Below are 21,921 nucleotides of genomic sequence, written 5' to 3' on the forward strand. Positions count from 1 at the left end.
TCAACTACTGACATCCAGTGACGCCTTCTACTGACACGACCGACGTATCGCCTGGTCGCGGCACTGACCTTTTGATGACGGGTCTCACAAACGTAAACGTAAATTATTCAAGGTCATTTGAAACCGGCCCGTGTCCTGACCGCCGATAATGTTCACTTATCGGTGGTCAGGACACGGATGGTCGGATTCAACTTCCCCAGGGGCGACACGCGTTTCGTTTCGTCTAATACGTGTGTGAATGACGAAACCAACGCTACGATTCTCTCGTGTCGAATGTCTGCAACTATCCAGGCTGTGCCCGGTCCATTACTCGCGCCGGTGGACCGGGTCGTCCCTCCGAGTACTGCGATCACCCGGACCACACCCGGTGGCGGGCATGGCGGGAAAGGCAACGGCAACAACAGGAGTCCGACAGTGCCGCGGCAACTGTCACTGTGACGACTCAGGGGCCGGTGACGGTGGCGCGGTTGCGGGCCGATGAACTGCTCGGGCAGTTCCGTGGGCTGGCCGAGCAGTTGGGGACCACGTTGAACGCGGCGGTGGCCGAACTGCAGACGATCGGGGACCCGTCGGTGGCCGAGGCGCAGGTCCAGGCCGCGCAAGCGGACGCGGCTCGACGAATCGCCGAGGCGGAAATGGCGACAGTGGCAGCAGAACAGGCACGGCGCGAAGCCGAAGAAGCACGGGCGCTGGCGGAATCGGTGGCCGAAGAGGCGGTCACCGCCGCGGAACAGGCCGAGCAGGCCGTGGGTGAGGCACTAGCGGCCAGGGACGAAGTGGTGGCTTCGGTGGACGTGCTGACCCGCCAGGCCGCCGAGGACGTGTTCGCGGCACGCAGCGAGGCCGAGGCGCAAGTCCGTGCGGCGCAACGACAAGCGGCCGACGACATCGACACAGCGAAACAAGAAGCCGCCGACACCGTCGCCCGCGCCGAACAGCGCGCCGACACCGAGATCGCCCATCAGCGCCGTGATGCCGAGGCCAGGATCGCCGCCGCGAACGCCGAACGCGACCTGGCGATCCAGCGGGCCGCCGACGCCGACCGTGCCACCGAACGCGCCGAGCAAGCCACCGCCGAACGCGTAGAAGCCGCCGCCGAAGCGCGCGAGGAATGGCGACGCGCCCGCACCGAACTCGACACCGCACGCGGCGAGCTCGACCGCACCCGAACCGAGTTGGCCGACCTACGCCGAACCGTCAGCACCGAAACACAGCAACGCCGGGACGAATCGGCGGCCGCCCTGGAGCAGGTTCGCGCCGAAGCCGCCGAACGATGGGCCGCACTCGACGACGCCCGCAAACAAACCCTGGCCCGCGCCGAACGCGCCGAAGCGCAACTCGACGAACTCCTCGCCGCCGCCCGCACGCCGGTGCCGCGGCCATAAGGGTCTCGCCGAGGAGCCTCATGATGCGGCGGTGAGTAGCGACCTGGACTACCGTATCCACATGACCGAGCAGCCCGGCCCTCTCGAATCGACGCGTGAGTTCGCCGCCATCGACATCAACGACATGTTGAACGCCGACGACACCTACACCGCCCCGTCATCGCGGACGCGATTGATCGCGATCCTGGTGGTGGCGGCGCTCGTGCTGAGCGCCGGCGCCACCACCCTCGCGATCCTGCTGTCCTGATTCGGGTTTGGTGGGTTCACGTCAGCGCCGGATCTCGCGGCGTCGACGATCTCTACGCGGGGCGGGCCAACGGCGTGTCGGGATCACCGGAATTGCGCAGTGCCACGATCTGTTCGGGCACCCAGTAGATCCGCCCGAACTCGAACGCCTGGTAAACACCGTCGTCGTGGGCGATCTCGTCGGATGCAGGCCAGCCGAGTTCGCCGTTCTGGTGACCGGCCGCCGCCCACCGCGCGCCGATCGCACCGTGCACCCAGTGCGCGGGTTGCGCGGCGCGGCGGTAGACCGTGCCGCCTTGAAAGGCTTGTGCCAGCCCGGGCCCGGTGCCGCGGGGGTCGGGGAGCTCGGCGTGCTCGGCCGTCGGGTATCCCAATGGGCCTGCCTCCCAACCCAACTCGGCGTATTTGGCCATGATCGCGGTCGGGATGGAATGGGCGTCGGTGGCCGGATGCCAGTACACGTAACCGTGCTCGAATTCGGCGAAACGCCCTGACCTGTCCGGGGTGGTGAGTTCGCCGTCGGTGCGGCGCGCGCCCAACCAGGGGGACGCGGCCGCACGGGCATCGATCGCGGTCTGTCCGGTACCCCCGGCGAACGAGGCGACATGGGCGGCGAACACATCCCACGGGAAGTTCGGGCCGACATCGGTATGCGAGCCGATGCCGAGAGCCCGCGTGACGTATTGATGATCGGAGATGCCCTCGCCCACGTGGTAATCCGGCTCGATCACCTCGGTCGAGTACCCGTGCCGGTGCGCGCTGCGTACCGCGAGGAACGCCGCGATCCGCAGATCGCCGTCGATGGCCAGCCATTGTGCACGCGACCACGCGATCCGGCTGCCCGCGAAGCACAGGTTCACGGTGAACGGGTTCGCCGACAGCACCGACCACGACGCGAGCTCTTCCGGCACCACCCGCACCACCACCGCATCGCGCAGCGTGTAGTGGTAGGACACTCCGTTGTCCGGGTTGTTCAGGTAGGCGGCAAGGGATTCGGCGGTGCCGTTGCCTTCCTGGGTGTGCAGCAGGAAGTTGGTGACCCGGGCGCCGTCGCGCGCAGAGTGCGAGCCGCCGAGCCGGTCGATCTCGGTGAACTGCGGTACCGACACCTCGCGGTCGAGCGCCCACTGCCCGAAATCGGGGGCGAGGATGTCGTTGACGTCGACGCGGGTGCCGTCGATCAGCGGTCCGGGGTTGCTCGGGGTGTCGATCACCCGCTGGTAGAGCACGGCGCGCGGTTCCCGTTCGGTCCCTGACCAGGCCCGCGTCTGCCAGGCCCAGCTGAATTCCCCGCGCGCACCGATCACCCCGTCCTCGATCGCCCACGCGCACACCCGCGCATGCCCGTAGATCCCGGTCCATGCCGTACCCAGCACCGAGTTGACCCCGCGGAAGAACTCGACCGCCGTGCTGTTCCACTGCGACAGCGAGATGTCCTCGTCGACGGCGAAGAAGATCGGTGCCTGTCGCGGCCCGCCCACGCTCAGATGGGTGGCCATGGCCTGCTCCGCCATCCGCCGACCGCCGTCGAAACCGGTGGTCCAGTCCGACGGTGTCGCGTCGCCGGGTTTGCCGTACTGCCAGATGGAGACGATGTCGAGCCCGGCGGCGATGAGCGCGCGGGCGTAGTCGGCGGTGATCGGTTTGGCACCGAAGTTCGCGCCCGGCCTGCTCGGTGAGATGTAGGCGAGAACCGCGGAATGGCCCGCCGCGGCGATTGCCCGCGGATCGATGAGCCTGGCCGCGAAATCGACAGCTGTGGACATGATTGACCCCCTGTATGACTGCGTATCCGATGGAATTCCGAGATGGTGGAACTATCGCGATGACTTACGCTGGTGCCCGAGGATCGGTACCGGAGTGAGAAACTCACCCTGTCTCATTCTAAATGAAACACTTACTCCCGCATCGTCGTTCGCCGACGAACAGGGTAGTACCCACAATGAGGAGTAGTTTCACTCACGTCCGGTGACGGTGTGGCCCGATACTCTTTCGCCATGACGGCGCAGCTGATGTGGGGGATCCCGACGCACGGGTTCTTCGTCGCGCTCGGAGTCGCTGTCGCCGCGGTGGTGTTCTTCCTCGAGTGCAGGCGCCGGGAGGCACTGCGCGAGGAGTCGCTGGTCGCGGTCACCGGGGCATTGGTCGGTGGGGCGATCGGCATGCGGTTGTCGAGTCTGGCCGCGACGCTCGACCCGTATGAGAGCTGGATGTTCGGTGCGCGCAGTGTGCTCGGCGGATTGCTCGGCGCGTATGTGGGTGTGCTGATCGCGAAACGGATCATCGGCTATCGGGAGCGGACCGGTGATCTGTTCGCACCGGCGGTGGCGCTCGGCATGGCGGTCGGTCGCATCGGATGCTTGCTCACCGAAGCGCCGGGACGGCCGACGAGCCTGCCGTGGGGAATCCACGCGCCCGCGACGGTTCCGCAGTGCCCCGGATGCGTGGCCGGCGTGGCGATGCATCCGAGCTTTGTCTACGAAATCGTGTTCCAGCTGGCCGCATTCGGCGCACTGTGGTGGTTGCGGGACCGGATCAGCACACCGGGGGAGCTGTTCACCCTCTACGTCGGGGCGTACGCGATATTCCGGTTTCTGGTCGAGTTCACCCGTGCCAACGACACGGTGTGGCTGGATCTGACACGCCCGCAATGGTTCCTGCTGCCGGGCCTGGTCCTGGTGGCGGTGCGCTGGACCGTCGGCTACCGGCGCGGCAACTACGACGGTGTACTTCGACGAAAGGTCGCGGCATGAACTTTCCTCCCGGACCGCCCCCGAACATGCCACCCCCGCCACCGGATCAGGGCGGCAAACCGCCGGGGCAGGGCGGGCAGGTCGCGGCGATGGCCTTGGCGGGCGCGATGGCGTTCATCGTCGCCAACGCGATAGCCGGGTTCTTCATGTTCATGGTGGTCGCCTCCGTCAACGACGACACCGCGACCAAGGTGCTGTTCGGGCTCACCGCGGTGGCCAGCGCGGGAGCGGCTTTCGGGGGTGGCTGGCTGTTGATCCGGCGCAAACGGCCCGCGCCCAAAGGGTTCGGGCTGGGGCTGATGATCGGCTGGTCGCTGGTCACCGTGTTCACCGCAGGTCTGTGCACGGCCATCAACCCGGAGCTGTACACGGGCTTCTTCGGGATGGCGCGATGACCGGAATGCCGCTGCGGGGCGATCGAATCCTGCGTTATGTCACCGCGTTCTGCCCCCGCTGCCACGACGAACACCCCGACACACCGCTGCCCGATGTCGAGCGGCTGTCGGGGTGGCTGGCCGAACGGGACGGCCAGGTCTTGCTCGAACGCGGTTGCCGAACCCACGGCATGGTGCGGACCCTCTACGACGAGGACCCCGAAATCCTGGCCTACCTCGAAGAATGGACCGCGCCGACCAAAGCGCACCTGCCCGACACCGCGGGAAATTTCGACCCGGTGCCCTCGGCGTATCTGCGTGGGCTGCCCGAGATGCAGACCCAGCACACCTGCATCCTGCTCGAGGACATCATCGACAGCTGTAACCTGCGCTGCCCCACCTGTTTCGCCGACTCCTCGCCGGAACTGCGTGGCGTGGTCTCGGTGGAGGATGTGCTCGCCAATGTCGACCAGCGGCTGGCCCGCGAGAACGGGCGCCTCGACGTGCTCATGCTCAGCGGCGGCGAACCGACCCTGCATCCGCAGCTGGCCCGGTTGCTCGCGGAGCTGACCGCGCGGCCGATCACCCGGATCCTGCTCAATACCAACGGTCTGCGGATCGCCGTCGACGACGAGTTGGTGGCGTTGCTACGTGCCCATCGCGACCGGGTCGAGGTGTATCTGCAGTACGACGGGGAAACGGCGAAGGCCTCCCGCCATCATCGCGGCGGCGACTTGCGGGTGCGTAAACAGCAGGCGCTGCAACGGCTTTCGGCGAACTCTGTCTTCACCACCCTGGTGATGACGGTGGCGCTGGACGTGAACGACGACGAGATCGGCGCCGTCCTGCGCACCGCCATGGCCACGCCGTTCGTCGGCGGCGTCTCGATCCAGCCCCAATTCGGTTCCGGGCGTTCGGGAACGATCGACCCGATGCGGCGGCTCACCCACACCGGCGTACTGCGCCGGCTGGGCCCGCAGACCGACGGGCTGGTGACTTGGCGTGACCTCACCGCGCTGCCGTGCTCGCACCCGCACTGCTGCTCGGTCGGTTACCTGCTGCGCGACGACGCGGGGGACTGGCGGTCGCTGGTCTCGCTGATCGGGCACGACCGGTTGAAACAGCAGTTGGGGCTGGTGTCGAACCGGATCGCGGACTCGGCATTGCCCGCCGAGCTGCGGGTGGCGGTGCGGGAATCGCTGCTGGGATTGCTGTCGGAGCAGTCGTCGCTGTCGCATCCGGAGATCGGGCGGGTATGGCGCAATATCTGTGAGAACTGCGATCTGGGAATGTCGACCCTGCTGACACTGGCCTCGTCGGCACTGCCGGGGCGGCGTCAGCGGTTGCGGACGCTGCTCGGGGAACGGGTCGTGCGGATTACGGTGAAACCGTTCATGGACATGTCGACGATGATCGAGGAGCGGCTCACCCAGTGTTGCGTGCACGTGGGCACCCGCGCTGATGCCGATCAGTGCGCGCCGTTCTGCGCGGTGCAGGCCTGGCCAGCGTTGTCGCGGCAGCGGTTGCCGGCGGTCGCACCGGCCGGGCGGGCATTGCTGCCGGTGGAGGTGCGGTGAGCGAGCGCGGGGTCTACTACGAGGAAGCGGTGCGCGGGCAGCGACCGCACGACCCATTGACGTTGTGTGTGGTCGCGACCGTGGCGTTGCTGACGTGGTTGGTGGGGCCGTGGGCGGTGGTGGGGTTCGGTGCGCTCGCGTTCGCCGGATATTGGCGAGCGTGGCGGGCCGGGTTGCGGCGCAGTCGCTGCTGGTTGCGCGATACCCGGCTGGTACTGGTGTATGTCGGGGCGATCGCCGTGGTCGGGGTCGTCGCCGCGGTGTGGTGACGGCGTGTCGCCAATGCTGGTGCGGCAGAACGGTAGCGGGCGAGCGCGGCGCACGGTTGACTGGTAGCCATGGCCTCCACTCGATCCAGCAGGCAGCGCCGATCAGGGGTGCCCGCACCCGCCGTCGCGCCGGGGGAACTGATCGTCGTCACCGCGCCGACCGGCCCCGAGATCACCCCGATCGCTTTGCGTGAGAACCGTTCCGTGCGCACCAGGGTCGATGAATTGCTGCCCGCCGCAGCGCGTCTGGTGCCGATCTTCGGGCCGGACAATCGGCTCGCGGCCAGGCTGGCAGGCACCTCGCAGGCGCCCGTGGCGGGGGAGTACCTCAGCTATTACTCGGTGCACGGTGAGCTGGGTGATCTCGGTGACCTCGCCCATCGACTGCGCGAGGACGACACCGTCGCCGCCGCGTATGTGAAGCCCGCGGCCGAACCGCCACTGGCACCTCTCGCGGAGAACATCGTCGCACCGCGCGCACCGGCCGTGACACCCGATTTCCGGGTCAGGCAGGCCTATCTGGACGCGGCACCCCACGGTATCGATGCGGTGTGGGCGCACGGCCAGCCCGGCGGGCTGGGCACCGGTGTGCGGGTGATCGACGTCGAGGGCGCGTGGCGGTTCACCCATGAAGACCTGCGGCAGAATCAAGGCGGGATGATCGGCGGCACGGCGTCGGCCGATCTGGGCTGGCGCAATCACGGCACCGCTGTCGCCGGTGAGATCAGCGGTGACCTGAACGCGGTCGGCGTCACCGGAATCGCTCCCGAGGCTCATATCAGAGCCATCTCCATCTTCGGTATCGGCTCGGCTGCCGCGATCCGCTCGGCCGCCGACGCGCTGCACCCCGGCGACATCGTCCTCATCGAATTGCATCGTCCCGGACCACGATTCGACTACCAGGGCACCGCCGATCAGCGCGGCTACATCGCCGTCGAATGGTGGCCCGACGACTTCGCCGCCATCCGCTATGCCGTGAGCCGCGGCATCGTCGTCGTCGAAGCCGCGGGCAACGGCGGTGAGAACCTCGACGACGTCGTCTACGACAGCCGCCCCGGCGACTTCCCCGCCACCTGGCACAACCCGTTCCGCGCGGGCCCCGCCGACTCCGGTGCCATCCTGGTCGGCGCGGGTGCCCCACCACCGGGTCTGCACGGCCGAGACCACGGCCCCGCCCGGTCCCGCCTCGACTTCTCCAACTACGGCGCCCGCCTCGACGCCCAGGGCTGGGGCCGCGAAGTCACCACCACCGGCTACGGCGACCTCCAAGGCGGCGCTGACGAAGACCTCTGGTACACCGACGAATTCAGCGGCACCTCCAGCGCCTCCCCGATCGTCGTCGGCGCCATCGCCGCCTACCAGGGCAGCCGAGCCCGAACCCGCGCGACCCCCGACCAGATCCGAACCCTCCTGCGCACCACCGGCTCAGCCCAAACCGCGGCACCGGGGCGACCGACCACCCAACGCATCGGCAGCCTGCCCGACCTCCGGGCCATGATCGCGAGCGAGTAGCACCAGCGCTCTCATCGTTCGCTTCTGGCTTGGTACGTGCATTCGGCAACGCCGTGATTGCGTACGTCGGAGGTGACACAGACCCCGGTCAGATCTTTCGGCGGTCGACGCGGTGCTCACCCCCGCGCGCCGCAAGATCGGCGACATCATCGGCGGCTACACGCCCGAACAGCGGGAGTCCCTCTTCGACTACTTCGCCCGGGCCGCCGACGCCTTCCAGCAGGCGGCGACCGAAATCGGTGCCGCGGACCCTGCCGCCGACCAGCGGCACGCCTGATCCCTGCGGGCTCGAATCGGCCGGAATCGGCGTGCAGGAGCTAGGCGCGACGCGCAGACGACTTCGTGGTGCCGATAACCAGATGTGCGGGGGTGGGGTGGCGTGGGATGGTACGAGGATGGCATCGGCGAAGAGTGTTTCCGTTCGGGCGGGTACGCAAGCGGACCTGGCTGCGATCACCGGGTTGCAGGAGGCTGGGTTCGGGATGCGGTACGGGGGTGACGAGAACGAGTTCCGGGGCGAGATCTTTCCGGTCGAACGGTCGTTGGTGGCCGTGGAGGGTGACCGGATCGTCGGACATACCGTCGACCGGACGATGACGGTGACGGTGCCGGGGGAGCGAACCGTGCGGGCCGCGGGTGTGTCGGGGGTGGCGGTCGCGGCAACGCACCGGCGACGCGGGATTCTGCGGGAGCTCTACACCGCCCAGCATGCGCGGACCGAGGCCGACGGGGTGCCGCTGACCATCTTCACCGCGAGCGAGGGCACGATCTACGGGCGCTTCGGGTACGAAGTGGCCATTCTCGACACCTCGATCCGCATCGACACCCGGCGGGCCGAATTCCGTTCCACCACACCAGGCCCCGGTGGTGTCACCCTGGAGACGCTCGTCGACGCCGCCCCGCGGATCCGGGAGATCTACGAACGCTGGCAGAAGGTGACGGCAGGGGCACAGGATCGCCCGAACGCCAAGTGGGACTTGTTCTTCGCCGATGTGGAGCGTCACCGTCAGGGTGCGACGAGTTTGTTCGTGCTGCTCCACGCCGACGGGTACGCCCTGTATCGGCGCTCCCGGCGCGAGGACCGTGACATCGCCTCGGTGTGGGAGTTCCGTGCCGTGACCCCCGACGCGCACGCCGCACTGTGGCGGGTCCTGCTCGGCATGGACCTCGTCGACACCGTGGAAGCCGAAATCGCCGACGACGATCCCCTGGCCCACATGCTCACCGACCCCCGCGCGGTGCAGCTGACCCGCCGCGGCGACTCGCTGTGGGCGCGGGTCATGGACGTGCCTGCGGCACTGACCGCCCGCACCTACCGCGCCGACCTCGACACCGTACTGGCCGTGCACGACCCGTTCCGCAGCGCGGGCGGGAACTTCGCCCTGCGGATCCGCGACGGCATCGCCGAATGCGAACCGACCACCCGCGCAGCGACACTCAGCGCCGACATCAACATCCTCGGCGCCCTCTACTTCGGCGGTCAGCGCGCGAGCACTTTCGCCGCCGCTCACCGGCTGAAGGTCGACGACCCGAGTGTGCTGCGCGCGTTCGACGAAGCGTTCACCGCCGACCGCGCACCACAATTGGGCTGGTTCTTCTGACCTGAACGACAACGGGCGCGTTCGCCTCACTGCGCACTACCTCGGGAGTACGGTAGGTAGCTGTGGATTCGCACCAGGTCGATTCTTCGGTTCGGGTGCGTGGCGCCCGGGTCCACAATCTGCGCGATGTCGACGCGGACATGCCGCGAAACGCCCTGGTCGCGTTCACCGGTGTCTCGGGTTCGGGGAAGTCGTCGTTGGCTTTCGGCACCCTCTACGCGGAATCGCAGCGCCGCTACCTGGAGTCGGTTGCCCCGTATGCCCGCAGATTGCTGCACCAGATCGAAGCCCCCGACGTCGACGCGGTCACCGGTCTACCGCCCACGGTGGCACTGGCTCAACGCCGGTCCTCGCCGTCGTCGCGATCGACCGTCGGCACCGTCACCGCGATCTCGAACACGTTGCGCATGCTCATGTCCCGCGAAGGTGACTATCCCGAGAGCCCGCCCAGAACCGGCGAGGGTCACTACCCGGAAGGCACCAACCGCCTCTACTCCGACGCGTTCTCCCCGAACACCGTCGAAGGTGCCTGCCCGCGCTGCCACGGCCAGGGCGTGATCCACGAAGCCACCGAGGCGTCGATGGTCCCCGACCCGTCGCTGAGTATCCGCGACGGCGCGATCGCCTCGTGGCCCGGCGCCTGGCAGGGCAAGAACCTGCGCGATGTGCTCAGCGCGCTCGGCTACGACATCGACCGCCCGTGGCGTGAACTGGCACCCGCCGCCCGCGACTGGATCCTGTTCACCGCGGAAAAACCGGTCGTCACAGTCGAACCCGTGCGCGAACCCCATCGCATCCACCGCCCCTACCAGGGCACCTACACCAGCGCCGAGCAGTTGCTGCTGCGCTCCCACGCCGAATCCAAGAGCGAGGCCACCAAGGCCCGCGCCGCCGAATACCTGCACACCACCGTCTGCCCACTGTGCGAGGGGCGACGACTCAAACCCGAAGCGCTCGCGGTGACGTTCGCCGGGTTCGACATCACCGAACTCGCCGGCCAACCGCTGAGCGAGCTCGTCGAGGTGTTGCGGCCCTACACCTGCGGCACGACCGCGCTGGCGGTGCTCACCCAGGACCTCACCTCGCGGATCGACGTGCTGATCGAGCTCGGCCTCGGCTACCTGAGCGTCGATCGGGAAAGCCCGACGTTGTCGGGCGGTGAGCTGCAACGATTACGGTTGGCGGGGCAGTTGCGGTCGGGCCTGTTCGGTGTCGTCTACATTCTCGACGAACCGTCGGCGGGACTGCACCCCGCCGATACCGCCGCCCTGACGAAAGTGCTGGATCGGCTCAAGAATTCGGGCAAGAGTGTGTTCCTGGTCGAACACGACCTCGACGTCGTGCGCCACGCCGACTGGCTCATCGATATCGGCCCGGGCGCGGGCGTACACGGCGGCACAGTGCTCTACGCCGGTGACGTCGACGGTCTCCGTGAGGTGAGCGAGTCGGTCACCCGGCCCTACCTGTTCGGCGAGATCGTGCGCCCGCCCCGCGCGGCCCGTACCGCCACCGGCGAGCTGCGATTACGCGCGATCACCAGCCACAACCTGCGCGATCTCGACGTCGACATCCCCCTCGGTGTGTTCACCGCGATCACCGGTGTGTCCGGGTCCGGCAAATCGACTCTGCTGCACGCTGTTTCGATCACCGCGACAACCGATCCCCGCATCGTGCGCGTCGTCGAAGTCGATCAGGCCCCGATCGGGCGCACGCCACGGTCGAACCTGGCCACCTATACCGGCCTGTTCGACACGGTACGCAAACTCTTCGCCGCGACCGACGCCGCCAAGGCCCGCGGCTACGGTGTCGGCCGTTTCTCGTTCAACGTCGCCGAGGGACGCTGCCCGACCTGCCAGGGTGAGGGGTACATCACCGTGGAGCTGCTGTTCCTGCCCAGCACCTACAGTCCGTGCCCGGCCTGCCGCGGCGCGCGCTACAACCCCGAAACCCTCGAGATCACCTACCGCGACACCACGATCGCGCAGGTGCTCGACATGACCGTCGACCGCGCCGCCGGCTTCCTCGCCGACGTGGCAGTGGTCGCGCGCGCACTACACACCCTGCGCGACGTCGGCCTCGGCTATCTGCGCCTCGGGCAACCGGCCACCGAACTGTCCGGCGGGGAAGCGCAGCGGGTGAAGCTGGCGACCGAATTGCAGCGGGCCCGGCGCAGCGACACCGTTTACCTGCTCGACGAACCAACAACCGGCCTGCATCCGGCCGACACCGATATCCTGATGACACAACTGAATTCGCTCGTCGACAGCGGCGCGAGCGTGGTCGTTGTCGAACACGACATGAGCGTTGTCGCCGCCGCCGATCACGTGATCGACATGGGGCCGGGCGGTGGCGGGCAGGGAGGCCGGATCGTGGCGCAGGGGACACCGGAACAGGTCGCGAACAATCCGGTCAGCCGGACTTCGCCCTATCTGCTGGAGCGACTGGCATGAACCGCGACGCTGATCGGACCCGGAGCGCGATGCTCGTCGCCGGTGGGTGCTCGTTCGCGCTCGGGCTGGCGCTGCTGCTGTGGCCGGGGCGCGACGAGAACATCCTGGCGATACTGTTCGGGGTCTCGCTGATCCTGAGCACGACGGTGCAGGCCTATCTGGCGATGATGGCGCGGATCGCGTTCTTGCTCCGGGTGCTGGTCTTGGTCAGTGCGGGCCTGACGGGGATATTGGCCGGGCTGGTCTTCGACGGCGGCAATATCGAACTGCTCGCCCTGTGGATCGGCATCGGCTGGTCGGTGCGCGGCATCGTGGAGGCGCTGGTCGCGGCATGGGACGACACCGTCGTCGACGGGTGGATACACGAGGTGTGCGGGCTCGTCACGACCGTGATCGGCATCGCGATCATCGCGATCACGTTCCAGACGGTCACCGGGCTGGCCACCATGTCCGGTACCGGGTTGGTCGTGATCGGTGTCATGGAACTGCTCGCCGGTGGGCTCGGTCGCGCGGCGTGGGATGCGGCGCACGGGCCTGCGACCGAGGAGCCGGTCGCGCCGATTCGCGCCGCGACCGAGCTGTAGTAGCGAATCACACACTGTGAGTGCGCAATTGGAGGTTTACGCGAACTCACGGACAACGCGACGTTGCGGGCAGCCGAGCGCGCGCTGAACTCTGCGTGCACCCTCGCTCGCAGCTGGGGTAACTGTGCTGCGCGACGGTAGCGTGGCCCGCGGCGTGCGCACGGGTGTTCGGTGCGCCGCGTTCGCTCCCCCGATTGTGAGCCCAGGAGAAGTGTGGTGTCGCGCGTAGTCCCCGGCGTAGCTGCCGATGCCGTCCAGCGTGAAGAGCTGGCCATGCGGCGGATGACCGAGAGTTTGGTCGAAGACCTGTCCGAGAACGTCCCCGTCGACCAGGTGACGTCGGCGGTAGGCGCCGCGCACCATCGTTTCACCGGCAAGCCGATCCGGGAGTTCGTGCCGATCCTGGTCGAGCGGATCGTGCGCCGTGAGCTCGCCGATCCCGATCCGACGGTGCGGGTGCCCGCCCCGACGGCGAGTGTGCGGGCCGCCGAGCTGATCGCGCGCGAGACGAACAGCTCCGAGGAGCAGGCGACGCGGAGGCTGAGCAGGCGCGCGGTGGTGCCCTTGTCGGTCGGCGCGGCCGTGGTCGTGGCCGGTGTTGTCGCCGGTGTGGTGCTGCTGCCCGGCGGCGCCGACGCTCCCGCCGCCACCGTCGCGACGCCGGCCACGGTGGTGCGTGGCGTGGTCGGGTCGGAGAAGATGTCGTTCTTCGCCGACGAGCGTGTGGTGCAGGTGCTCGCCGACAACGGGATCCAGGTGCAGGTCGAGCCGGCCGGTTCGCGGCAGATCGCGACCACCGTCGACCTCGGCGCCTTCGATTTCGCGTTCCCGTCGAGCATTCCGGCCGCGGAACGTATCCAGCGTCAACGCAACATCACCACCAAGTACACCCCGTTCTCGTCACCGATCGCGATCGCCACCTACCGGCCGATCGCGGACCTGCTGACCGCGGCCGGGGTGATCAAACCAGGTCCGGTCTCGACGTTCGACATGAACAAGTACCTGGAGCTGGCCGGGACCGGTGTGCAGTGGGACGACCTGCCCGACAACACCACCTACCCGGTCGCCAAGAACATCCTGGTCTCGACCACCGACCCGCGCAGCTCCAACTCCGCCGCCATGTACCTGTCGATCGCCAGTTACGTGGCCAACGACCACACCATCGTGCGCGGGGCCACCGCCGAACAGCACGTGCTGCCCGCCTTGTCGAAACTGTTCCTCGCGCAGGGCTACACCGACAACAGCAGCGAAGGGCCGTTCAACCAGTACCTCACCAACGGTATGGGCCCGACCCCGCTGGTCTGCATCTACGAGGCACAGTTCGTCGAAGCGGCAGGCGAGGGCCGGATCAAGCCGGACATGGTCTTGACCTACCCGACCCCCACGGTTCTGTCGAGCCACACCCTGGTCCCGCTGACCGGCACCGGCGACAAGATCGGCAAACTCCTCACCGACAACCCCGAACTGCGCCGCCTGGCCGCCGAACACGGCTTCCGCACCGGCGACACCGCCCAGTTCACCTCGGTCGCCGCCGAGCGCTCGGTACCGGTGGCCGCCGACCTGATCGACGTGGTCGACGTGCCCGCCTACGAAACCCTCGAGCACCTGCTCGACGGGGTCGCCAACTCCTACAACTGAATCCGCCCGCCACCGGTGCTGTGCAGCTTTCGCTGTGCGGCACTCGTGGTCGGTGCGGACGGCGCTGAAGCAATGGCCCCGAAGGTCTTGACACCAGTTCAGTGCACGACTGTACACTCAGCATTGCCAGGTAACTCGAGCTGGCCCGCGCTGCGAATGGAGTCCCACGATGGATCAATCCGATCACGGTCGAGAACCAGTTGTCGTGGGTGGTGTTCGATGAGCTATCAGAAGGAACTGCTCGACGAGTTGTCGTTCGCGGCGCGCCGCACCGGCACCGCACTCGCCGCGATCCTCAGTGATGCCGGGCGCAAGAGCGCTCGTGAGGTCGTCGATCTGGCGCACGAGGGGCGCGAACTGGTCGCCGGGACCCTGCGGGCTCGGGCCGACGAGCTGCGCCGCCGTCGTTAGAGGTCAGCGGTTCTCGCTGCGAGGGCGGCCAGGCCCCTTTGGTCGAAATGTCTCTGACCTGCGGAAAATCCTGCGGGAAAAGAATTTTCGTAGCGAGCGATGAGTTCTCGCGGCGTGCACCGTCTCTATGAGTGCTACCTGTAGCCGAGATCCGGGAGAGCCTCATGACCGCCAGTTCCGCCGTCACCACCGGCACCCTCGTGGTGCCGGACGCCCGCCTGTACTACGAGGTCCGTGGGGCGGGACCGTTGCTCGTCCTCGTCGGTGCGCCGATGAACGCCGCCTCGTTCGCCGCGGCCGCCGAACAACTCGCCGCCACCAACACCGTCCTCACCACCGACCCGCGAGGCCATTTCGCGAGCCCCCTGGACGACCCGAACCAGGATTCGACGGTGCTCGCCCGCGCCGCGGACCTCGCCGGGCTCATCACCCACCTCGACGCGGGCCCGGCCGTGGTCTTCGGATCCAGCGGCGGCGCCGTCTCCGCGCTGGCACTGGCCCAGACCAACCCCGACCTGGTCACCACCGTGGTCGCCCACGAACCGCCGCTGCGCGAACTGCTGCCCGACGCCGACGCCCAGCGCGCGCTCACCGAGGACATCATCGCCACCTACGACACCGGTGCGGTGATCGGCGCCTGGCGAAAGTTCTTCGCCCAGGCCGCGATTCCCATCCCGGAGCCGATGCTCGAACAGATCTTCGGCGGCGACCGCGACCCGCAACAGGTTGCCAGCGAACGCTTCTGGTTCGCCCACGAGCTGCGTTCGACCACCGCCTGGGTTCCGGACCCGCCGTTGCTGCGCTCGATTCCCACCCGGGTGATCGTCGGGATCGGTGCCGAGTCCACCGGGCAGTTCTGTGATCACACCGCCCGCGAACTGGCCTCGGCGCTCGGCGTCGACCCGGTCCTGTTCCCCGGCGACCACACCGGATTCGTCCACGACCCCGCCACCTTCGCCGCCCGCCTCCAAGAAGTACTCGACGAGCCGTGAGCGTGGTCGCTCGCACCCGCGCCGGGCAGGCGCGACGCTGTCCCGGTTTCGCCGGGTACGAGGAAAAGACGAAGGGGATCGGCACCATGGCGGTGCTGGGGTTGCGACGGGCCTGACCCGAATGTCGCGGGCAGGGCGACCGGACCGCCCTGCCCCGCTACCCCCGTCGGGGGTACAGGTAGTACCGCAGTCCAATGTGGGTGCGGGCCTTGGCTTTCTACCGTTCGAACATGCGCTTTCGAACCGTCACCATCCCGATCCTCACCGCTGCGCTGATGCTGACTGCCATCACGACGAGCGCGGCCGAGCCGGTAGCTCGCGTCGCCGCTGTGCGCGCCGACCTCGACGCGATGGTCGGCGCGGGCGCCGTGGGGGCCGTCGCCACGCTCACCGAGGACGGCGCGAGCACCGTCGTCGGCTCCGGCCTGGCCGACACGGCCACGTCGACCCCGATCGGAACCGACATCCCCCAGCATGTGCGGGTCGGCAGCATCACCAAGTCCTTCACCGCCGCGATCGTGCTGCAACTGGTGGCCGAACACCGCATCGACCTCGACCGTTCCGTCGACACGTATCTGCCCGGTCTGCTCACCGGCGACGGGGTGGACGGCCGCGCGATCACCGTCCGTCAGATCCTGGGCCACCGCAGTGGCCTGCCCGAACCTGCCCGAACCCCGGAGCTCGACGAACACGAAGCCGCGAAGGCGGGCCGCACGTTCACCCCCGGCCAGGAGATCGCGCTGGCCCTGGCGCACCCGGCGAAGTTCGCGCCGGGCACCCGATTCGAGTACGCCAACATCAACTACATCGTCGCGGGCATGCTGATCGAGGCGGTGACCGGGAATCGCTACACCGACGAACTGCGCGACCGCATCGTGGTTCCACTCGGGTTGTCGAACACCTACCTGCCCGGCACCGGCGAAACCGGTCTGCGCCACCCTCATCCCACCGGGTACACCAGCGTCGACGGAACCGTCACCGACACAACGCGAATGGAGCCGTCGGTGCCGTGGACATCCGGCGCCCTGGTGAGCACAGGCGCTGATGTGAACCGGTTCTTCCTCGCGCTGGTGGCCGGTTGGGTCGTGCCCGAGCCCCAACTCCGGCAGATGCTCGACGGTGTCGACATGGGTAACGGTGACGGCATGTTCTACGGTCTGGGTCTCGGCTACACCCCACTGCCGTGCGGTGTGCGGTATGTCGGCCACCTCGGCGGTGTCCGCGGCTTCTCCACCGTCGCGGGTGCCACGGCAGGCGGGCGCGCGGTCACCGTTGCCTACACCGGCACACCCTCCTCGGTCGATCTCGCGGGCCTGCTCACTCACGCACTGTGCGAGTAACCGTCTCGTCGCCGCTGAGTGAGAGCCGCTCAGTCAGCTGGTAGGTGGCACGATCGCGTCATGGCAGCGCTCGCTCACCGTCCGCAAGGCGTCGATGAGTTCTGGTGGGTCGGTGACAGTGAATCCGATGTCGAGGGCGGTGATCATCCAGGCCAGCGAGGCGGGGGAGTCGGCGCCCAGATGCAGTAGGCAGCTGAGGTCGTCGACTGCTTCGAGGACACCCATTCCCGGCCAGACCCGCTCGGCCAGCTCGGTGGCCGAGCCGTGCAGCGTGACCACAGTGCGCCACGGCCACGACTCGGCTGACAGCCTGCGCGACAGATACGTCGCGGCGTCACCGTCGGGTAGCGGGCGCGGGGTGAAGCGCGGGCCCGTCGGGACACGGGGGTGCAGCCGGTCGATACGGAACGACCGCCAATCCGCTCGGTCGACATCCCACCCCACCAGATACCAGTGCCTGCTCAGATTGACCAGCGAATCGGGTTCGACATCGCGGCGAGAGACGCGACCGGCGTGGTCGGTGTAGTCGAACCGCAGACGCTCGTGGCGGCGGCAGGTTTCGGCGATCGTCAGCAGGGTCTCGGATGACACTCGCGGTGAGTCGGCGGCGACCCGCACCATCGACTGCTGCAAGGTCGTGAGCCGATGCCGCAGCCGTGACGGCAGTACCTGCTCCAGCTTGGCGAGCGCGCGCAACGACGCGTCCTCGATTCCGGTGACGGTACCGCCCGAGGTGGTGCGCAAGCCGACCGCGACGGCCACGGCTTCCTCGTCGTCGAGGAGCAGCGGTGGCATCGACGCGCCGGCCCCCAACCGATAGCCCGCGGTTCCCTGCAACGCCTGCACCGGGTAGCCCAGCCCGCGCAGCCGGTCGATATCGCGGCGCACGGTGCGTGGGGTGACATCGAGCCTGGTCGCGAGTTCGGCACCCGACCAGGCGCGGTGGGTCTGCAGCATCGACAGGAGTCGGAGCAACCGGGCGGAGGTTTCGGCCATGTCGTCATTCTGCCGTTTCCTTAGGAACGATTCTGACCTAAGCCGTTCCTAGGGTTGTTCCTATGAGCGAAATCTTCCGGATCGACATCCCGCAGTCCGACCTCGACGACCTGCGCGATCGGCTCGCCCGCACCCGCTGGGCGCAGGACCTGCCCGGCACCGGCTGGACCTACGGGCTGCCCACCTCGTATCTGCGCGACCTCGCCGACTACTGGCGAACCGAGTTCGACTGGCGTGCCGCCGAATCCGCACGCAACGCGCACCCACAGTTCGTCACCGAGATCGACGGTCAGCGCCTGCACTTCACCCACGTCCGCTCACCTGAATCCGACGCGCTGCCGCTGGTCCTGGTCCACGGCTGGCCGTTCACCGACTTCGGCGCGATGATCGGACCGCTGACCGATCCGCGCGCGCACGGCGGCGACCCGCGCGACGCCTTCGATGTCATCATCCCGACGCTGCCCGGTTTCGGCTTCTCCGGACCCACGCACCAGCCCGGCCAGGCCGCGACCGAGCGATCCGCCGAGCTGATCGCTCGGCTGATGAGCGAGCTCGGCTACGAACGCTACGGCGCGCAGGGCAGCGACGCGGGTTCGTTCATCGCCCCGCAGCTGGGTCGCGTCGACACCGCGCGAGTCGCGGGCGTGCATCTCAATGCCGCGATCACCATCCCCGCCTGGAACGACGACGGTGCGGGCTACACCGCCCAGGATCAGGAAAAGCTTGCCGCACTCCAGGATTGGAGCAGCAACGAGACCTCCGCGTACGCGAGCGTGCACAGCACCCGCCCCCACACCCTGGCCCACGCCCTCGCTGATTCACCGGCCGGGCTGCTCGGCTGGATCGTCGACGTGGTCAACACCTACAAAGACCCCGCCGCCGCCTTGCCCGAGGATTCCCTCGACCGCGACGCCATGCTCGCCGAGATCGCGATCCTCTGGTTCACGGGCACGGCGGGTTCCTCGATGCGCCTGTACAAGGAATCCCAGCAGTGGGGAGCTGATCTGCCCAGCTCGGGCGTCCCGACCGCTGTCGCGGTCTTCCCCGGCGACACCACGATTCGGGGGATCGCCGAGAAGCAGAACAACCTCGTGCGCTGGACCGAATTCGACCGAGGCGGGCACTTCGCTGCCATGGAAGCGCCTGACCTGCTGGTCGAGGATGTGCGGGCGTTCTTCCGGACGGTGCGGTAGACGAGTGTGCCCCCGGCTACGGCCGGGGGCACACCACACCTCGACTAGCTGCTCAGGTCGCGGAAGCGCTGCACCGCCAGCGGGAAGAACACCGCGATCAGCGCCAGCGGCCAGGCCACCGCGAGCAACTCCGCGTGGGTCGCGGCCCAGGAGTCGCCATCGGCACCTGGATTGCCGAACAGGCCGCGCACCGCGGTTGCCGTCGCGGACATCGGGTTCCACTCCACGACAGCGCCGAGCCAGGACGGCATCGACTCGGGCGAGGCGATGGCGGTGGACAGGAAGGTGATCGGCCAGACCAGGATCTGCACCGCCTGCACCAGTTCCGGTTTGCCCGCGACCATCGCCAGATAGATGCCGATCCACAGCATCGCGAACCGGAGCAGCAACAGCAGTCCCACCGCGGCGAGGAACGCGGAGAATCCGCCGTGCCACCGCCAGCCGATCACGTAGCCCACCGCGATCATCACCGTCAGTCCGACGACCGATTGCAGCATGTCCGCGACGCTGCGTCCGACCAGCACGGCACCGGAGTTCATGGGCATCGAGCGGAACCGGTCGATGACACCTTTACCGAGGTCTTGGGTGACCGAGAGCATCGTCGCCTCGAGACCGAAGGCCATCGTCATGGTCAGCATGCCGGGGACCAGAAATGCCGCGAAGTCCCCGTCGACGCCCCGTCCACCACCGATCAAGTAGGTGAACATCAGCAGCATCATCACCGGGAACGCCAGCCCGATGACCACCTGAACGGGCTGGCGCGCCCAGTGCGCCAGCTCGCGTCTGGTCATCGTCCAGGAATCGGCGGCCGCCCAGCTCAGCGTCGAGCGGGTGTCGAATGTCGTACTCACACAGTCTCCTTCGTCAGGTGCAGGAAGACTTCGTCGAGCGTGGGCCTACGCAAGGCGATGTCCTGCGCCTCGATGCCCGCCGTTTCCAGTGCCCGCACGGTCTCGGTGAGCGCGGCCATCCGGTCGGCGACCGTGGCGCTGACCATCCGCCGGTCCTCGTCGACCACCGCCTCGCCGGGGAGGAGCGAGGCCGCGAGAGCGAGTTGCGTGGTGTCGTGCAGGACCACGTCGATGCGGTCACCCCCGGTTTTGGACTTCAGCTGGTCGGCCGTGCCCTCGGCGATGACCCTGCCGTGGTCGATCACGGCGATCTGGTCGGCCAGCTGGTCGGCTTCCTCCAGATACTGGGTGGTCAGCAGCACGGTCGTGCCGCCGTCGACCAGCGAGCGCACGGCGTTCCACACCTCCGTGCGGCCACGCGGATCGAGCCCGGTCGTCGGCTCGTCCAGGAACAGCACCTGCGGCTGGGAAATGAGCGAAGCCGCGAGGTCGAGGCGCCGGCGCATGCCGCCGCTGTACTGCTTGACGGCCTTGGTGCCGGTGTCCGCGAGCCCGAATCGGTGCAGGAGCTCATCGGCTCTGGTGCCCGCTCGGCGTGCGCCGAGGTGGTAGAGCCGGCCGAACATCTCGAGGTTCTGGCGGCCGCTGAGCTCCTCGTCGACGGCGGCGTGCTGGCCGAGCAGCCCGATGCGCGAGCGCACCTCCTCTGCCCTGGTCATGGCGTCGATGCCCGCCACCTCGACGCGTCCCGCGTCGGGGCGTAGCAGGGTGGACATGATCCGCACGGCCGTGGTCTTGCCTGCGCCGTTCGGGCCGAGAATTCCCTGGACGGTCCCGGCGCGGACCGTGAGATCGAGGCCGTCGAGGGCATTTTTGTCCCCGTACCTCTTTCGTAGGCCTTCGACGACGATCGCCAGATCGTGGTCAGTCACAATGCTCTCCTTCAGTCAGTAATCAAACTTGACTAGGAGAACCAAGGTACGAACATTTCGCCGTTTAGTCAAACTTGATTACTTGCTGGATGCCTGCCACCGCGGCACCTGGTTAAGCTAGCTTCGAGATGCTCTAGTCAAGGTTGCCTAGAAGGAGGCGTACATGTCGGCCATTCGGCTGCTGGTGCTCGGCGCGGTCCGTCAACACGGCCGGGCACACGGCTACCAGGTGCGCAACGACCTGGAGTTCTGGGGCGCCCACGAGTGGTCCAACGCCAAGCCGGGGTCGATCTACCACGCGCTCAAGCAACTGGCGAAGCAAGATCTCCTCGTCGCCCATGAGGTCGCGCCGAGCACCGTGGGCGGTCCGCCGCGGGTCGAATACGAGATCACCGACAAGGGCACCGAGGAGTACCTCGCTCTGCTGCGCCAGGCCCTCACCTCCTATGACCAGAAGATGGACATGCTGTCGGCTGGTATCGGGTTCATGGTCGATCTACCACGGGACGAGGCTGTCGCACTGCTCAGGGAGCGCGTCGCGCGGCTGGGGCAGTGGCGCGGCTCGGTGACCGAGTACTACACCCCGGAGGACGGTCCGGAACAGCTCGGCCACATCGGCGAGATCATGAACATGTGGCTGCACTCGGCCGACAGCGAGGCGGCGTGGACGAACAGCCTGATCGAGCGGATCGACAGCGGCGCCTATGTTTTCGCGGGCGAGGGGGACCCCTTCGTGGGGGTGCTGGCCGAGGGGGAGCCGAACCCGTTCGCGACCGGTCCGGCTCCTGGCGACCTGCGTTGACGCTCCCGAGGACGC

The 21,921-nt window shown here is 67.9% G+C and carries 21 protein-coding genes; 17 read left to right on the forward strand and 4 right to left on the reverse strand.

Going from position 1 to position 21,921, the window contains the following annotated elements; translation table 11 throughout:
- The first annotated feature begins 434 nt into the window (after positions 1-434).
- On the forward strand, positions 435-1,385 hold the full coding sequence (locus tag ACWZHB_RS10995; RefSeq protein WP_427907830.1) for a coiled-coil domain-containing protein: 951 nt from the start codon (positions 435-437) through the stop codon (positions 1,383-1,385).
- 31 nt (positions 1,386-1,416) lie between these two features.
- Entirely contained in the window at positions 1,417-1,632 is a 216-nt protein-coding gene (locus ACWZHB_RS11000) for a hypothetical protein (protein ID WP_427907831.1), read from the forward strand.
- Between the two features lie 52 nt (positions 1,633-1,684).
- Here ACWZHB_RS11000 and ACWZHB_RS11005 read toward each other — a convergent pair whose 3' ends face one another.
- Positions 1,685-3,397 (reverse strand): glycoside hydrolase domain-containing protein, encoded by a 1,713-nt coding sequence (locus ACWZHB_RS11005; RefSeq protein WP_427907832.1) that lies wholly within the window; start codon positions 3,395-3,397, stop codon positions 1,685-1,687.
- A 231-nt stretch (positions 3,398-3,628) separates the two neighbouring features.
- On the opposite strand from ACWZHB_RS11005, the gene ACWZHB_RS11010 reads away from it, so the two are divergent.
- The 13 genes from ACWZHB_RS11010 to ACWZHB_RS11070 all read left to right on the forward strand — a co-directional run bounded on the left by ACWZHB_RS11010 (position 3,629) and on the right by ACWZHB_RS11070 (position 17,132).
- Positions 3,629-4,384, forward strand: a complete 756-nt coding sequence (locus ACWZHB_RS11010) for a prolipoprotein diacylglyceryl transferase (RefSeq protein ID WP_427907833.1) — start codon at positions 3,629-3,631, stop codon at positions 4,382-4,384.
- Positions 4,381-4,779 carry a hypothetical protein gene (locus ACWZHB_RS11015; RefSeq protein WP_427907834.1) on the forward strand — a complete coding sequence of 133 codons (399 nt, stop codon included), beginning with the start codon at positions 4,381-4,383 and terminating at the stop codon, positions 4,777-4,779. Before ACWZHB_RS11010 ends, ACWZHB_RS11015 begins: the two co-directional genes overlap by 4 nt.
- Before the next feature lie 5 nt (positions 4,780-4,784).
- Positions 4,785-6,335, forward strand: coding sequence for a radical SAM protein (locus ACWZHB_RS11020; protein ID WP_427909134.1), 1,551 nt, complete (start codon positions 4,785-4,787; stop codon positions 6,333-6,335).
- A complete protein-coding gene (locus tag ACWZHB_RS11025; protein WP_427907835.1) occupies positions 6,332-6,604 on the forward strand; it encodes a hypothetical protein in 273 nt (90 codons plus the stop codon). The genes ACWZHB_RS11020 and ACWZHB_RS11025 overlap by 4 nt, the downstream gene beginning before the upstream one ends.
- A gap of 69 nt (positions 6,605-6,673) precedes the next feature.
- The gene (locus tag ACWZHB_RS11030) at positions 6,674-8,116 is read left to right on the forward strand and encodes a S8 family serine peptidase (protein WP_427907836.1); all 1,443 of its coding nucleotides are present in this window, start codon (positions 6,674-6,676) and stop codon (positions 8,114-8,116) included.
- Between the two features lie 112 nt (positions 8,117-8,228).
- On the forward strand, positions 8,229-8,393 hold the full coding sequence (locus ACWZHB_RS11035; protein WP_427907837.1) for a hypothetical protein: 165 nt from the start codon (positions 8,229-8,231) through the stop codon (positions 8,391-8,393).
- A 118-nt stretch (positions 8,394-8,511) separates the two neighbouring features.
- Positions 8,512-9,717 carry a GNAT family N-acetyltransferase gene (locus ACWZHB_RS11040; RefSeq protein WP_427907838.1) on the forward strand — a complete coding sequence of 402 codons (1,206 nt, stop codon included), beginning with the start codon at positions 8,512-8,514 and terminating at the stop codon, positions 9,715-9,717.
- Between the two features lie 140 nt (positions 9,718-9,857).
- Positions 9,858-12,167: an ATP-binding cassette domain-containing protein gene (locus tag ACWZHB_RS11045; RefSeq protein WP_427909135.1), complete on the forward strand. Its 2,310-nt coding sequence runs from the start codon at positions 9,858-9,860 to the stop codon at positions 12,165-12,167.
- Entirely contained in the window at positions 12,164-12,751 is a 588-nt protein-coding gene (locus tag ACWZHB_RS11050; RefSeq protein ID WP_427907839.1) for a DUF308 domain-containing protein, read from the forward strand. The genes ACWZHB_RS11045 and ACWZHB_RS11050 overlap by 4 nt, the downstream gene beginning before the upstream one ends.
- Before the next feature lie 216 nt (positions 12,752-12,967).
- Positions 12,968-14,389 carry a three-helix bundle dimerization domain-containing protein gene (locus tag ACWZHB_RS11055; protein ID WP_427907840.1) on the forward strand — a complete coding sequence of 474 codons (1,422 nt, stop codon included), beginning with the start codon at positions 12,968-12,970 and terminating at the stop codon, positions 14,387-14,389.
- A 219-nt stretch (positions 14,390-14,608) separates the two neighbouring features.
- Complete coding sequence (locus tag ACWZHB_RS11060) at positions 14,609-14,800, forward strand: hypothetical protein (protein WP_427907841.1); 192 nt, start codon at positions 14,609-14,611, stop codon at positions 14,798-14,800.
- A gap of 164 nt (positions 14,801-14,964) precedes the next feature.
- Positions 14,965-15,792: an alpha/beta fold hydrolase gene (locus ACWZHB_RS11065; RefSeq protein WP_427907842.1), complete on the forward strand. Its 828-nt coding sequence runs from the start codon at positions 14,965-14,967 to the stop codon at positions 15,790-15,792.
- A 230-nt stretch (positions 15,793-16,022) separates the two neighbouring features.
- Complete coding sequence (locus tag ACWZHB_RS11070; protein WP_427907843.1) at positions 16,023-17,132, forward strand: serine hydrolase domain-containing protein; 1,110 nt, start codon at positions 16,023-16,025, stop codon at positions 17,130-17,132.
- A 33-nt stretch (positions 17,133-17,165) separates the two neighbouring features.
- Here the strand turns inward: ACWZHB_RS11070 and ACWZHB_RS11075 are convergent, their stop codons facing one another.
- On the reverse strand, positions 17,166-18,128 hold the full coding sequence (locus tag ACWZHB_RS11075; protein WP_427907844.1) for a helix-turn-helix transcriptional regulator: 963 nt from the start codon (positions 18,126-18,128) through the stop codon (positions 17,166-17,168).
- Positions 18,129-18,190: 62 nt separating this feature from the next.
- Between ACWZHB_RS11075 and ACWZHB_RS11080 the strand changes: the two genes are divergently transcribed.
- Positions 18,191-19,321 carry an epoxide hydrolase family protein gene (locus ACWZHB_RS11080; protein ID WP_427907845.1) on the forward strand — a complete coding sequence of 377 codons (1,131 nt, stop codon included), beginning with the start codon at positions 18,191-18,193 and terminating at the stop codon, positions 19,319-19,321.
- Between the two features lie 44 nt (positions 19,322-19,365).
- Here the strand turns inward: ACWZHB_RS11080 and ACWZHB_RS11085 are convergent, their stop codons facing one another.
- Together ACWZHB_RS11085 and ACWZHB_RS11090 are read right to left on the reverse strand one after the other, a co-directional pair.
- Positions 19,366-20,172 (reverse strand): ABC transporter permease, encoded by an 807-nt coding sequence (locus ACWZHB_RS11085; RefSeq protein WP_427907846.1) that lies wholly within the window; start codon positions 20,170-20,172, stop codon positions 19,366-19,368.
- Positions 20,169-21,104 carry an ATP-binding cassette domain-containing protein gene (locus ACWZHB_RS11090; RefSeq protein WP_427907847.1) on the reverse strand — a complete coding sequence of 312 codons (936 nt, stop codon included), beginning with the start codon at positions 21,102-21,104 and terminating at the stop codon, positions 20,169-20,171. Before ACWZHB_RS11090 ends, ACWZHB_RS11085 begins: the two co-directional genes overlap by 4 nt.
- 163 nt (positions 21,105-21,267) lie before the next feature.
- Here ACWZHB_RS11090 and ACWZHB_RS11095 point away from each other — a divergent pair, with 163 nt between their 5' ends.
- Positions 21,268-21,906, forward strand: coding sequence for a PadR family transcriptional regulator (locus ACWZHB_RS11095; RefSeq protein ID WP_427907848.1), 639 nt, complete (start codon positions 21,268-21,270; stop codon positions 21,904-21,906).
- Positions 21,907-21,921: the final 15 nt, after the last annotated feature.

The organism is Nocardia sp. FBN12 (assembly GCF_054031145.1).